The sequence below is a fragment of the Nocardia goodfellowii genome (assembly GCF_017875645.1).
Taxonomy (GTDB): Bacteria; Actinomycetota; Actinomycetes; order Mycobacteriales; family Mycobacteriaceae; genus Nocardia; species Nocardia goodfellowii.
Map to the genome: position 1 here is coordinate 614,952 of NZ_JAGGMR010000001.1, position 13,589 is coordinate 628,540.

The following is a 13,589-nucleotide window of genomic DNA, read 5'->3' on the forward strand; positions in this document are numbered from 1 at the left end:
TGCCGACCAGCACTTTCCGCGCCGACGTGCCGCCGCGCACACGGATCAACCCGGCAAACCGAGCCGGCGGTAGCGGTGCCGGCGGCGGCGCTGCAGCTCTGCCGCGGAGTGCGAACGGAGCTGAGCGAGTTCCTCGGCGATGGCCTGGACCATGCGGCGGGCGAAGGCGGTGGGTTCGTCGGCGGCGTCGGGGATTTCGGGGATTATGCGATCGACTATGCCATCCGCGAGCAGGTCGGCCGAGCGAATGCGCTGAGCCGCGGCCAAGTCCGCGGCGTGCGCCGTGTCCCGGTGGACGATGGCGCTGGCGCCCTCGGGTGGGAGCGGAGCAAGCCAGGCGTGCGTGGCGGCCAGGACCCGATCGGCCGGGAGCAGGGCCAGTGCGCCGCCGCCGGTGCCCTGGCCGAGCAGGACGGAGATGGTCGGGGTGTCGAGGGTGGTCAGATCGGCCAGGCAGCGGGCTATTTCGGGAGCCAGGCCGCGTTCCTCGGCCTCCTTGGAGAGGGCGGCGCCGACGGTGTCGATGACCAGGACCAGCGGGACGTGCAGTTCGCGGGCCAGAGCCATACTGCGCCGGGCTTCGCGTAAAGCGGCCGGGCCCATGGTGGTCTCGCCCTGCTGACCCACGCGGTCATGGCCGAAGACGACGCAGGGCTGGCCGCGGAAACGGGCCAGCGCCAGCACGACCGTGCGGTCGGATTCGCCCTGACCGGTCCCGCTCAGCGGAACCCGCTGGGTCACATGGCGTAAGAGGTCGCGAATACCGGGACGATCGGAGCGGCGAGACGCCAGCACCGATTGCCACGCCGTGATGTCGGCCGACGCGGCAGCCGGAATCTCTTGCACCACAGGCTGACTCGGGAGCACCTCGCCGCTGAGCACGCTCAAGGCGCGGTGGGCGATACGACGGAAGACCGAGATCGGTACCACACCGTCGATGACGCCGTTGCGGTACAGATTCTCGGCGGTTTGCACCCCCTCCGGAAAATCCTTGCCGTACAAGGCTTTATAAACCCGAGGGCCGAGGAACCCGATCAGGGCGCCCGGTTGCGCGAAGGTGATGTGACCCAGCGATCCCCAAGAGGCGAACACTCCGCCCATAGTCGGGTCGCGCAGGTAGACGAGATAGGGATGGCCCGCCGCCTTGTGCACCGCTACCGCGGCGGCGATCTTCACCATCTGCACGAAAGCTACTGTGCCCTCTTGCATTCGGGTGCCGCCGGAGGTGGGTGAGGCGATCAGCGGCAAACCGAGCGCGGTGGCACGTTCGACCGCGGTGACGATGCGCTCCGCCGCCGCCACACCGATCGAACCCGCCAAAAACTCGAACTCACAGGCGATTACGGCGACCTCACGACCGCGCAGCAGCCCCGCACCGGTGCGCACCGACTCGTCGACGCCCGCCGACCGCTCCGCCGCACGCAGTTCCTCGCGATATCGCGGGGATCCGGCCACCGACAGTGGTGGCCGGTCCCAGCTGACGAACGAGCCCGAATCGAGCAGCTGCTCGAGCAACTCCCGCGCTGAAATCCGCATCGGGCGAGCGTAAATCCCCCGTGGACCCCGGCGTACGCCGGGGCGACGAGGTTACCTGCCGGAGGGCTCAGTAACCCTGCATCACCTTGCGCAGGGCGTACTCGGTGAGCGAGACCAGCGCCTGCTTGGCGGGCTCGCGCCGGCGGGCGTCGATCGAGAGGATCGGCACGTCCGCGGAGACCGCGAGAGCCTGGCGGATGTCCTCGATCGGGTAGCGCGGCGCGTCGTCGAATTCGTTGAGCGCCACCAGGAACGGTAGGTTGCGCGCCTCGAAGTAGTCGACGGCCGCGAAGCTGTCCTCGAGCCTGCGGGTGTCGACCAGCACCACCGCGCCGATGGCGCCGCGGATCAGGTCGTCCCACATGAACCAGAACCGGTATTGGCCGGGTGTACCGAACAGGTACAGCACCAGATCGTCGGCGAGACTGATCCGGCCGAAGTCCATCGCCACCGTGGTGGTCGACTTCATCGGAATGCCGGTCAGGTTGTCGATTCCGGTACTGGCGTTGGTCACCAAAGCCTCGGTGCGCAGCGGAACGATCTCCGAGACGGCACCGACCAGCGTGGTCTTGCCGACACCGAAACCACCCGCGACCACGATCTTCGCCGAGGTCGGCTTAGTGGTTCGGGTATCGACATGCGCCGTCGAATCATATACGCCGGAGTCCACTGAGAACCCTTTCGATCAGCTCGCGACGTTCATCGTCGCTGGAATCGTCTTTCAAAGTCGCCGAAACTCGGACATGCCCGGCTTCGATCAGGTCGGCCACCAACACTCGGGCGACACCGATCGGAATGCCAAGGCGCGCCGAGACTTCGGCGACGGACGGCGATTCTCTGCACAACTCCACGATTGACGTCTCGATGTTGGTCAGTTCGAACTGCCGCTCCAGGGCGACCGGATGCGATGCGACGAGAGCCTCCAACGCCAACTCCACAGCCGGCCTGGTCCGTCCGCCGGTCAGCGAGTACGGGCGTACGAGGCTCGGCTCGGCGCTCCCCACGCGGTGATCTTCTATGTCCATCCCACCATCAGGAACCCATCGTGACGCGTGGCGTGGCCTGCACTGTCTGGCCAACACGCTCGACCAACAAGGCCATTTCGTAACCGACCTGTCCGATGTCACAGGACGTGTTGGTCAGCACCGCGAGGTAGGACCCGTCACCGACCGCCATGAGCAGCAGGTAGCCGTGCTCCATTTCGACAACCGACTGGAGCACGGTGCCGCCCTCGAACAGGTTCGAGACACCCACCGAGAGGCTCGCGAGCCCCGCGGTGACGGCCGAGAGCTGCTCGGCGCGGTCGACGGGCAGCTGCGCGCTCGCCGCCATGAGTAGGCCGTCAGCCGAAACCAGGACGGCATGGGCTACGCCAGGAACCTCGTTGGCAAAGTTCGAAACCAGCCAATCCAGTTGACGATTCGTACCACCTAGATCGGGGTTCATCGGTCTCCTTCTCCGGTTAGGGGTGCTTTCATTGAGCGGCCATCCCGGACGCCCTGCTGGTGACGACTCAAGCTTGACCTGATCATTTCCGGATCGCGGCGGGGTGCCCGTTCCCGGGCGGCACCGGTGACACCGCCGGGGACCAGCCTTCCGCCCGGATCGCGTTGCGGCAACCCGGCGGCGGTCTTTTTCTCGGCTTGCGCCTCGGAGGCCCGCCGCGCGGCTTGCCAGCCTTCGTCACCCGGTGATTCGAAGGCGGCGGCTACCTGGGACCGGTCCGGATTCGGGTCCGACAGCCACGCCGACATCATCTCGGCGAAAATCGGGCTGTCCATCGTCGATCCGGTTTCGACCGCGGGTTGCAGTCGAGTCTGGAAGAACGAAGCCGCCTTCGCCGGATCCGAGCGCATGCTGTGCTTGCCCGGATCGCGGGCCGGGGCCTGCGCGTCCGGTGTGCTGGAAGACAATGCGCTGTCGGCGACATCGGCGGCGCCCCGCTCCCGCTGTGGGAGCCCGGCGGACCGCTGGGGCAGCTCGTTGCCGGCGGGTTCGCGGCGCGGCAGTCCGCCACCGAGGGGCGAGGCACCAGGCTCGCGCTGCGGCAGGCCGAGCGGAGAGGCACCCGGCTGACGCACCGGCAGGCCGCCGGGATCCCGCTGCGGCGGAGTGGTCGCGGCGGGCTGACGCTGCGGCAGACCGCCTGCTGACGGATCACGTTGCGGGAGACCACCCGCTGACGGATCACGCTGCGGCAGACCACCGGCAGACGGATCACGCTGCGGCAGACCACCGGCAGACGGATCACGCTGCGGCAAACCACCCGCAGACGGATCACGCTGCGGCAAACCACCCGCAGACGGATCACGCTGCGGGAGACCACCAGCAGAGGGATCCCGCTGTAGACCCGAGGGCTGACGCTGCGGCAGACCTGTCGACGCGGCCGGACGCTGCGGAACCGAACCGGTGCCCGGATCCCGCTGCGGCAACCCGGTTTCCCGGGAGGCCGGCGGCTGCACCGTGGCGCCCTTGACCGTCGGGCCGTGCACGCCCGGCTCCCGCTGCGGCAGACCGGAGGCGGCCGGGGCGATCGGATTGGCGTCGCGCTGCGGCATGCCCGGTGCTTGCCGCTGCGGCAGGCCACCGGCGGACGGATCACGTTGCGGCAGACCGGCATCGGGCTGACGGCCGGGCGCACCGTTGGCCCCGGGCTGACGCTGCGGCAGACCACCCGTGGGCTGCGGGGCGCCGTTACCGCCCGGTTGACGTTGCGGCAGGCCGGCGTTGGGGTCGCGCGGCGGCAAGCCGCCGGACGCGCTGGACGCCGCCGGCTCGGCGGAACCGGGCTGGCGCGGTGGCGGACCACCGGCGAGGTTGCGCTTGGGCAGGCTGGCCGCGGCGAGCTTGCCGCGCTGCGGCCCGTTCTGCGCCTGACCCGACGCCGACCGTAAGGTCGGCCCGGACTGCGCGCCGTCCTGGCGCATGCCCGCGGCCGCCGCGGCCGAACCCGGCTGCCGCTGCGGCAGACCGCCGGCACCGGGCGGAGTGCTCGGCGGTTGCGGACTCGGCGCGTCGACCGGACCGCTGACGCCGGGATCCACCGTCACCATGACGTTGCCCTGCGGAGTCCGCTGGATCGCCCGCATCTGCATCGAGGAAGCGGCCGACGGACGCGGGCGCTCCGCGGCGGCCGGAGCCGCCGGAGTGGTTTGCTGGACACTTGCTTTGCCGTGCACGATCAGGCCTACCGGGACGTGGACCGTCACCGTTACACCGGGATCGCGCGCGGTGTCGAAGGTCGGGCGCAATCGCACGGTGAGCCCGTGCCGCTCGGCCAACCGGCCGACCACGAAAAGGCCCATGTGGCGGGCGGTATCGGGGCCCGGCTCCGCGGTCTGCTCCAAACGCCGGTTGATCTCGACCATTTCGGCCGGCGGCATACCGATGCCGCGGTCGGCGACCTCGATCAGCAGACCCTGGTCGTGCGCCTGCGCGAAGGTGAACTTCACGTCCGTCTCCGGCGGGGAGGCGCGCAGTGCGTTGTCCAGGAGCTCGGCGAACAGGTGCGCCAAGTCGGAGGCGGCGGGTTCGATCAGCGAACCGCGCGGCGTCGCGCCCAATTTCACGCGTTCGTAGTCTTCGACCTCGGAGATCGCGGCACGCAGCACGTCGGCGATCTCGACCGGGGCGGACTTGGCGCGGCGCTGCTTGGTACCGGCCAGGATCAGCAGGTTGTCGCCGTTTCGGCGCATACGCGCGGCGAGATGGTCCAGGCGGAACAGGTTTTCGAGGAGGCGCGGGTCCTTCTCGTCGTACTCCATCGCCTCGATCAGGCTGAGCTGATGGTCGACGAGCGACTTGGAGCGGCGCGCCAAGGTCTCGAACATGTCGTTGACCTGCGAACGCATCTGCGCCTGATCACTCGCCAAACGCAGCGCCTGCCCGTGGATATCGTCGACGGCGCGCGCCAGCTGGCCGATCTCCTCGGAACTGCGCACCGGCATCGGTTCCAGCGGCACGTCTTCGGGGGCCGCGCCGTTACGGAGCTGGGCGACCTCGTGCGGCAGGTCGCTCTCGGCGACGCGCAGGGCCGCGAGGCGCAGGCGGTGCAGCGGCACGATCATCGAGCGGGCGACGAACACGGCGAGCAAGAGCGCCGCGAGAATGGTCGCGAGCACGACCGCGGTGTAGGTCCAGGCGTCGGTGTTGGCCTTGCCCGACAACCGCGACATGGCGGCTTCGATGTCTTTGGTCGCCTTGGCGATGATCCGGTCGTAGACGTCCAGACTGGTCGTCATCGAGTTCTTCAACTCGCCGATCGGGATCTTGCCCGCCGCGATGTCCGGGCTGCTCACCAGTGAGATGCGCGTGTCCACGCCCGCCCGCAGGTCGGCGATCGCCGGATCGCCGTCCGGGAATCGGTGCGCGAGCATGTTGAGCAACTGGCGCTCGGTATTGGCGGTGGTGAAGAAGTTCGACAGGCCCGTGGCGTGCGCACCGCGCAAGAACTCGCTGAAGGCCGCCAGCTCGGGCACCAGGGTGCCTCGGGTGTTGATCGAATCGACAAGGCGCAGCTTCGCCGCGTCCAAGCCCGGGTCGCTGACCTGCGAGGTAGTGGTCTCCAAAATGGTGACCGACTCGTTGGTCGCCTTGTCGATCTGGGCTAGCGCTTCCGCCGCGTTCGGCGTCGGTGCCTTGCCCTGCGCCAAAGTGGTTTTCGCCTGGGTGATCATGCTCTCGAAGGCGGCCCGCGCCTTCGGCAGGTTATCGAGATCGCTGAGCGCGCCCTCGGCTACCACCAGGGCTTTGTCCAGATCGGCCAGGTTCTGGTCGGTCACGATGGACGTGCCCGGCGCCAGCGAAATCAACTGCGAACCCACAACGGTGTTGTAGGTCGAACGCAAACCGGTAACGGCCGGGATGACCTCGATGTTCTCCGAAATAGCCTTCAGTCGACCTGCTTCGGAAAACTCTGAGGTAATCCTCGACACGCCGAGCCCAACCGCGACCGCCAGCGGCACGGCGAGGACCGCCGTAACCTTCCAGCGCAGGTCCCAATTGCCAAGCGCCCAGCGCTTCTTGCCGGACCTAGCGGCGTCACGCATCTCCCACTCACTTTCCAAACTGGCCCCAACCATGCGCCATCACATGCTGGCTCGACAGGCGAAGCTGGCCGAGAACTGCGGCTGGCCGAGAAATTGCGTCTATGACGGCCGAAATAAGTGACATCAGATTCTAACGGATCAATAACTTCTTGGGTGACGCCGAGGTGGACTACGGGCCTTGACCTGCCCGTTCCAGGCAAAAGCAAAGGTCACGACACCCACCCGGGTGTCGCGTGAAGTCTGCCACAATCATCCAGATCTATCGAGGCGGGTATCGAGGCGAGGGCTAGGGAGTCACAGGAGTGGGTGCGCAGCACGACTACCGACCGGTCTATCAGACCAGCTTGGTGGATCCCGCCGAGTTCTGGAGCAGTGCTGCCGAGGCGATCGACTGGGATGTGCCGCCGACTCAAATCGTCGACACCGCAGCGCGACCGGTGCCTCGCTGGTTTCCGGATGCTCGCCTCAACACCTCCTACAACGCTCTGGACCGGCACGTGCACGGCGGCGACGACAGCCGGGCGAACCAGCCCGCCCTAATATACGACTCGGCTATGACCGACACCAGGGGTCAATTCACCTACGGCGAATTGCTGGACGCGGTGGCCAAATTCGCGGGCGCGATGACTCGGCTCGGCGTCGGGGTCGGCGATCGGGTGGTCATCTACCTGCCGATGATTCCCGAGGCCGTGATCGCCATGCTGGCCTGCGCGCGCATCGGCGCGGTGCACTCGGTGGTCTTCGGCGGTTTCGCCGCGCCCGAGCTGGCGGCCCGCATCGACGACGCCGCGCCCGTGCTCATCATCACCGCCTCCGGCGGCCTGGAGCCGGGCCGCAAGATCGACTACCCGCCGATCGTGTTGCGGGCGTTGGACCTTGCCGAAACAAAAGCGCCCCGGCATGTGATCGTCAAACAGCGGCCGCAATTCCCGACCATGAAGTTCGCCGAGATGCAGGAGGCGACCGAATCGCTGCCGAGCTCCGCGGCGACGGTGGCCGTGCGCTGGCTGGACTGGAACGACGCGGAGCGGGACGCGCCGTACGCCGACCCGGTGTCGGTGGCGGCGACCGACCCGCTCTACATCCTCTACACCTCCGGCACCACCGGGAAACCCAAGGGCGTGGTGCGCGACAACGGCGGGCACGCGGTGGCGCTGGCCTGGTCCATGCGCAATATCTATGACGTAGGGCCGGGCGAAGTCATTTGGGCCGCTTCCGATGTCGGTTGGGTGGTCGGGCACTCCTACATCGTCTACGCGCCACTGCTGGTCGGCGCGACCACGCTGCTCTACGAGGGCAAGCCGGTCGGCACGCCGGACGCCGGCGCGTTCTGGCGGGTCGTCGAACAGCACCGGGTACGGGTGCTGTTCACCGCGCCGACCGCGTTGCGCGCGATCCGCAAGGCCGACGCCGAGGCGGCGCTCGCGCATCGCTACGACCTTTCCTCGCTGCGCGCGCTGTTCTGCGCCGGTGAGCGTTTGGATCCGGCGACCTTCGAGTGGGCCACCACCACGCTGCTCGACACCCGCCCGGACTGCCCGGTGGTGGATCACTGGTGGCAGACCGAGACCGGCTGGCCGATCTGCGCCAATCCGCTCGGCCTGCAACAGCTTCCGATCAAGGCGGGCTCGGCCTCGGTGCCGGTGCCCGGCTATCGCCTACGGGTGCTCGACGCCGAGGGCAATCCGGTGCCACCGGGAGTCGAGGGCAATATCGTGATCGGCCTACCGATGCCCCCCGGCACCCTGACCGGTCTATGGCACGCGGACGACCGTTTCCTGCGCTCCTACATGGCCGCCTTCCCCGGGCACTACCTCACCGGCGACTCCGGCTATTTCGACGAGGACGGCTATCTGTTCGTCCTCGGCCGCAGCGACGACGTGATCAATATGGCCGGCCACCGCCTCTCGGCGGGCAGCATCGAAGCCGCCATCGCCGGACATCCGGCGGTCGCCGAATGCGCGGTGATCGGACTGCCGGACGAGCTCAAGGGCCAGATCCCCATCGCCTACGTGGTGCTCAAGGAAAACATCTCGGTCGATCCCGAGCAGTTGCGCGCGGATCTCACCCGACGGGTCCGGGATCAGGTCGGCGCGATCGCGCAACTGGCCGACGCGGTGATCGTCGCGGGTCTGCCCAAGACCCGCTCCGGCAAGATCCTGCGCAAGACGATCCGCCAGATCAGCGCGGGCGACGACTACGACGTGCCCTCGACCATCGAAGATCCCTCGGTGCTGGTCGCGCTGGCCGATCAGGTCATCACCACCAAGGCCGACACCGGCGAATTCCCGCGCATCACACCCTGAACGAATTCCGCTCTCCTCAGAGCTTTCTCATCCTTGTCTAAGACTTGGGCCACAGCGGGGTAATACCGTCGAGAGCACTCAGCAACCCCCTCGATTCTCGGGAGTTACCTCATGATTCGTTTCTCTGCTCGTCCCGCCATCGCTCTGCTCGCGGGCGGTGCGGGCGCGGTCGCCGTGCTGCTCGCGCCGGGCGTAGCGAACGCGGGCCCGATGGAACTGGCGGCCCCGCTACTGAATTCGAACTGTTCCTTCGCTCAGGTCGATGCCGCGCTGCACGACAAGGCGCCCGCCCTGGCCAACATCCTCGACAACAACCCCGCGCAGAAGGCCGAACTGAAGGCCAAGTTCGATCTGCCGGTGGAGCAGCGGCGCGCCGAGTTCCAGCGGATCCTCGATGAGAACCCGGATGCCGCCGCACAGGCGCAGAACGATCCGCGGGCGGCGGGCCTCGCCAACACGATCGCCGAAGTCGCGGCCGTCTGCCACACCTACTGAGCTCTACCTTGACCGATCCGGCCGAAGGGGCGCGGCACAATGACCCTGTGACGGCTAACCCCACGGTGCTTGTGGTCGACGACGACGAGGATGTGCTCGCTTCGGTCGAGCGCGGACTGCGGCTGTCCGGTTTCCGGGTGCTTGTCGCCCGGGACGGGGCAGCCGCTCTGCGTAGCGTGAACGAGCACGCACCCGACGCGATCGTGCTCGATATGAACATGCCCGTCCTCGACGGCGCCGGCGTAGTGACGGCCCTGCGAGCGATGGGCAACGACGTGCCGATCTGCGTGCTCAGTGCCCGCGCCTCGGTCGACGACCGGATCGCCGGACTGGAATCCGGGGCCGACGATTACCTGGTCAAACCGTTCGTATTGGCGGAATTGGTGGCGCGGATCCGGGCGCTGCTGCGGCGGCGGTCGGACGCACCGGCACCCGAAACCCCGGGCGCGATCAGCGTCGGCCCGCTCGAGATCGACGAAGCCGGATATCGCGCGCTGCTGCACGGGCACGAAATCGAGCTCACCAAAAGGGAATTCGAGCTGCTGTCGACGCTGGCCCGCAATGCCGGTGTGGTGCTGAGCCGGGAGCGGCTGCTGGAATTGGTCTGGGGCTACGACTTCGCCGCCGACACCAATGTGGTCGATGTCTTCGTCGGCTATCTGCGGCGCAAACTCGAAACCGAGGGCACGCCAAGGCTTCTGCACACGATACGCGGCGTCGGGTTCGTGCTGCGGCCGCCGAAATGAAGGCTTTTTCGCTGCGCACCCGGGTGGCGGCCGCCGCGGCGATGGGCGCGATCATCATCGTCACCCTGTTGAGTCTCATCAGTATTCGCGCGATCGAGCGCAACAATCTGCAACAGAGCGATCAGCAATTACGGTTGGCCTCGCGCCTCGTTCTGATCGACCCGGTGGTTGCGGTACGGCTGATCGGGCTGACCGGGTTGAACAGCGACATCGCCGTCACCGTCCGCGACAAAGGCGCGGTGACGGCCAGCAGCCAGGTCCAATTGCCGCAGGGCGCACAGGGTTTCCGCACCGCCATGGTCGCGGGTAGCTCCTACCGATTGCTCACCACCACCGAGAATCAGCCCAGCGGCCGGACCGTGACTCTCGGCATCCTCGCCGAGGAGGCCGCGCGCGCGACCGCCGAACAGCGCCGCTGGGTCCTCGCGGGAGCGCTGATCGCGATCGCCGCCGCCGCCGCGCTGGGCTGGCTCTTCGCCGGACGCGCGGTCCGCCCGATCGTCCGGCTCACCGGGCAGGTGGCCGGTCGCAGCGGGTTCTCCGATCCCGCCGATCCCCCTGCCCCCGTGGATGGTTCGGGTGTCCGGGAGGCCGAGCAACTGGCCGACGCGGTGAACACCATGCTGGCGCGGGTGGCCCAGGCCCAGGCCGAAACCGCCGCCGCGCTGGAGACCGCCCGCGATTTCGCCGCCGTCTCCGCGCACGAATTGCGCACCCCGCTCACCGCCATGCGCACCGATCTGGAAGTCCTGCGCACCCTGGACCTGGACGAGGCCCAGCGCGTGGAGATCCTCACCGACCTGCAACGCAGTCAGGGCCGGGTGGAGACCACCCTCGCGGCGCTGGAGCGTTTGGCTACCGGCGATCTCACCAATGAACGCGATCACGTGGCCACCGATGTGGGCGACCTGTGCGACCAGGCGGCCCACGACGCGATGCGGCACTTCCCCACCCTGAAGGTCAGCATCGACACCGATGCCGAACTCATCACCCGCGGCCTGCCCGCCGGTCTGCGGCTGGCGGTCGACAACGCCCTGGCCAACTCGGTGAAGCACGGCCGCGCCACGCACGCGCTGGTCTCCGCGCACCGAATGCCCGACGGGCACATCATGATCACCGTCGACGACGACGGCCAAGGCATCCCGGCCGAGGAACGCGAGGCGGTGTTCGACCGGTTCTACCGTGGCAGCCAGGCCAGCAAGGGCGGTTCCGGCCTCGGGCTGGCATTGGTCGCGCAGCAGGCCCAATTGCACGGCGGGCGCGCCTATTTCGACGAGAGCCCGCTGGGCGGAGCGCGCTTGGTGCTGGACCTGCCCGATCGCGGCCGCTAGATCCGCAGTTCCGGCACGCCGATGTGTTGGAACGAGACGAGCCGGGCACCTGGACAGGATTACTGTCCAGGTGCCCGGCTCGGCGGGCGTCGGAGCGAATCAGGCGTGGGCGATATTCGACCAGCCGGCAACCTCTTCGGGCTTGCGGGGGGCCGGGCCGGTGTAGATGGCGGCCGGACGCACCAGCTTGCCGAGCTGCTTCTGCTCGAGAATGTGCGCACACCAGCCGGCGGTGCGGCCACAGGTGAACATCGCGGGCATCATGTGCGCCGGCACCTCGGCGAAGTCCAGGATCACCGCGGCCCAGAACTCCACATTGGTCTCGATCGCGCGGTCCGGGCGACGCTCACGCAGCTCGGCCAGCGCGGCCTGCTCCAGCGCGGCGGCCACCTCGTAGCGGGGAGCGTTGAGTCGCTTGGCGGTGGCACGCAGCACACGGGCGCGCGGATCCTCGGCCCGGTACACCCGGTGGCCGAAGCCCATCAACTTCTCCTTGCGGTCCAGGATGCCCTTGACCAGCGCCCGCGCGTCACCACTCCGCTCCACCGCTTCGATCATCGGCAGCACCCGAGCCGGAGCGCCGCCGTGCAGCGGGCCGGACATGGCGCCGATCGCGCCGGACAGCGCAGCCGCCACGTCGGCGCCGGTGGAGGCGATGACGCGGGCGGTGAAGGTGGAAGCGTTCATGCCGTGCTCGGCGGCGGAAACCCAGTAGGCGTCGATGGCCTCGGTGTGCGCCGGATCCGGGTCGCCCTTCCAGCGGGTCATGAACCGCTCGGTGACCGTGGTGCACTCGTCGATCTTCTTCTGCGGCACGGCGGGCTGATAGATGCCGCGCGCGGACTGCGCCACGTAGGACAACGCCATGACCGAAGCGCGCGCGAGGTTCTCCCGGGCGGTCTCGTCGTCGATGTCGAGCAGCGGCTCGTAGCCCCAGATCGGGGCGAGCATGGCCAGGCCGGCCTGCACGTCGACGCGCACGTCACCGGTGTGCACGGGCAGCGGGAACGGCTCGGCCGGCGGCAGGCCGCGACCGAACTCGCCGTCGACCAGCAGGGCCCACACATCACCAAAGGTCACCCGGCCACCGACCAGGTCCTCGATGTCGACGCCGCGGTAGCGCAGGGCACCGCCGTCCTTATCCGGCTCGGCGATGTCGGTGGTGAAAGCCACCACACCTTCGAGGCCGCTGACGAAATCACTGGGGACGGCGGTAGTCATGTTGGGACTCTCCTTGCACTACGGGTCGCATGGTGTTCGGCCGCTTGCGACTGCTTGTCAGGTCGCTCGCGATGATCTGTTGAGATGGCTCGCCGAGCACATGCCGATCAAGAAAACGATAACTCTTTGCTACCCCGGAGTAACGTCTGGCCCATGCAGGCGGATGACAATTTCCCGACCAACCGCAATCCGGCCGAAAATCTCCCGAGCACCGATCTCGCCGGGATGCGAGTCGACTACGGGGTGCTGCATTCAGGCAGTGGCGAGGACACCGATCTCGATGAAACATGGCTGGCCGGGGGCTGGGAACCGTTGTTACGGCACTGGATCGAGCAGGCCACGGCCGTGGGCATAGCCGAGCCGAACGCCATGGTGCTGGCCACCGTCTCGCTGGCGGGCGGCACCCCCAGACCGGTTGCCAGAACCGTGCTGTGCAAGGGTCTCTCGCCCGCGGGTGTGACTTTTTACACCAACTACGATTCGGCCAAGGGGACCCAGTTGGCGGGGGTACCGTTCGCGGCCGCGACCTTCCTGTGGCCCGCGCTCGGCCGCCAGGTGCATGTGCGCGGCGCGGTGGAGAAGACGCCACCGGAGACGACCACGCTCTACTGGCGCTCGCGTCCCCGCGAGTCGCAGCTCGGCGCGTGGGCGTCGCAGCAGTCCCGGCCCGTCGGCTCCCGCGCCGAGCTGGACCGGATCCTGGCCGAGACCACCGAGCGCTTCGCCGACGTCGACGACATCCCGGTGCCGCCGCACTGGGGCGGCTATCTGCTCCGACCCGACGAGGTCGAGTTCTGGCAGGGCCGCCGCGGCCGGTTGCACAACCGGATCGTGGCGCGCATCAGCGCCGACGGAATGCGCGTGCAACGACTACAACCGTGACGAATCCAACACTGTCGCGGCTCT

Annotated in this window: 11 protein-coding genes; 5 read left to right on the top strand and 6 right to left on the bottom strand. The window is 68.2% G+C overall.

The annotated features are described in order from the left end of the window. Positions 1 to 45: 45 nt before the first annotated feature. The 5 genes from BJ987_RS02280 to BJ987_RS02300 form a co-directional block, all read right to left on the bottom strand. On the bottom strand, positions 46 to 1,536 hold the full coding sequence (locus tag BJ987_RS02280; RefSeq protein ID WP_209884210.1) for a carboxyl transferase domain-containing protein: 1,491 nt from the start codon (positions 1,534 to 1,536) through the stop codon (positions 46 to 48). Between the two features lie 67 nt (positions 1,537 to 1,603). After that, complete coding sequence (locus tag BJ987_RS02285) at positions 1,604 to 2,206, bottom strand: GTP-binding protein (RefSeq protein WP_209884212.1); 603 nt, start codon at positions 2,204 to 2,206, stop codon at positions 1,604 to 1,606. Further along, on the bottom strand, positions 2,187 to 2,561 hold the full coding sequence (locus tag BJ987_RS02290) for a DUF742 domain-containing protein (RefSeq protein ID WP_209884215.1): 375 nt from the start codon (positions 2,559 to 2,561) through the stop codon (positions 2,187 to 2,189). Before BJ987_RS02290 ends, BJ987_RS02285 begins: the two co-directional genes overlap by 20 nt. Positions 2,562 to 2,568: 7 nt before the next feature. Then, the gene (locus tag BJ987_RS02295) at positions 2,569 to 2,982 is read right to left on the bottom strand and encodes a roadblock/LC7 domain-containing protein (RefSeq protein ID WP_011207200.1); all 414 of its coding nucleotides are present in this window, start codon (positions 2,980 to 2,982) and stop codon (positions 2,569 to 2,571) included. Beyond that, positions 2,979 to 6,584 (bottom strand): HAMP domain-containing sensor histidine kinase, encoded by a 3,606-nt coding sequence (locus BJ987_RS02300; RefSeq protein ID WP_209884217.1) that lies wholly within the window; start codon positions 6,582 to 6,584, stop codon positions 2,979 to 2,981. The genes BJ987_RS02295 and BJ987_RS02300 overlap by 4 nt, the downstream gene beginning before the upstream one ends. Before the next feature lie 302 nt (positions 6,585 to 6,886). On the opposite strand from BJ987_RS02300, the gene BJ987_RS02305 reads away from it, so the two are divergent. The 4 genes from BJ987_RS02305 to BJ987_RS02320 all read left to right on the top strand — a co-directional run bounded on the left by BJ987_RS02305 (position 6,887) and on the right by BJ987_RS02320 (position 11,462). Further along, positions 6,887 to 8,890, top strand: a complete 2,004-nt coding sequence (locus tag BJ987_RS02305; protein WP_209884219.1) for an AMP-binding protein — start codon at positions 6,887 to 6,889, stop codon at positions 8,888 to 8,890. 111 nt (positions 8,891 to 9,001) lie between these two features. Continuing rightward, a complete protein-coding gene (locus BJ987_RS02310) occupies positions 9,002 to 9,385 on the top strand; it encodes a hemophore-related protein (protein ID WP_209884221.1) in 384 nt (127 codons plus the stop codon). Between the two features lie 47 nt (positions 9,386 to 9,432). Next, the gene (locus BJ987_RS02315) at positions 9,433 to 10,131 is read left to right on the top strand and encodes a response regulator transcription factor (protein WP_209884223.1); all 699 of its coding nucleotides are present in this window, start codon (positions 9,433 to 9,435) and stop codon (positions 10,129 to 10,131) included. After that, positions 10,128 to 11,462 (top strand): sensor histidine kinase, encoded by a 1,335-nt coding sequence (locus BJ987_RS02320; protein ID WP_209884225.1) that lies wholly within the window; start codon positions 10,128 to 10,130, stop codon positions 11,460 to 11,462. The genes BJ987_RS02315 and BJ987_RS02320 overlap by 4 nt, the downstream gene beginning before the upstream one ends. Before the next feature lie 99 nt (positions 11,463 to 11,561). Here the strand turns inward: BJ987_RS02320 and BJ987_RS02325 are convergent, their stop codons facing one another. Beyond that, complete coding sequence (locus BJ987_RS02325) at positions 11,562 to 12,683, bottom strand: citrate synthase 2 (RefSeq protein WP_209884227.1); 1,122 nt, start codon at positions 12,681 to 12,683, stop codon at positions 11,562 to 11,564. Between the two features lie 153 nt (positions 12,684 to 12,836). On the opposite strand from BJ987_RS02325, the gene pdxH reads away from it, so the two are divergent. Continuing rightward, positions 12,837 to 13,565, top strand: a complete 729-nt coding sequence (gene pdxH / locus BJ987_RS02330; protein WP_307869424.1) for a pyridoxamine 5'-phosphate oxidase — start codon at positions 12,837 to 12,839, stop codon at positions 13,563 to 13,565. The last annotated feature ends 24 nt before the right edge of the window (positions 13,566 to 13,589 follow it).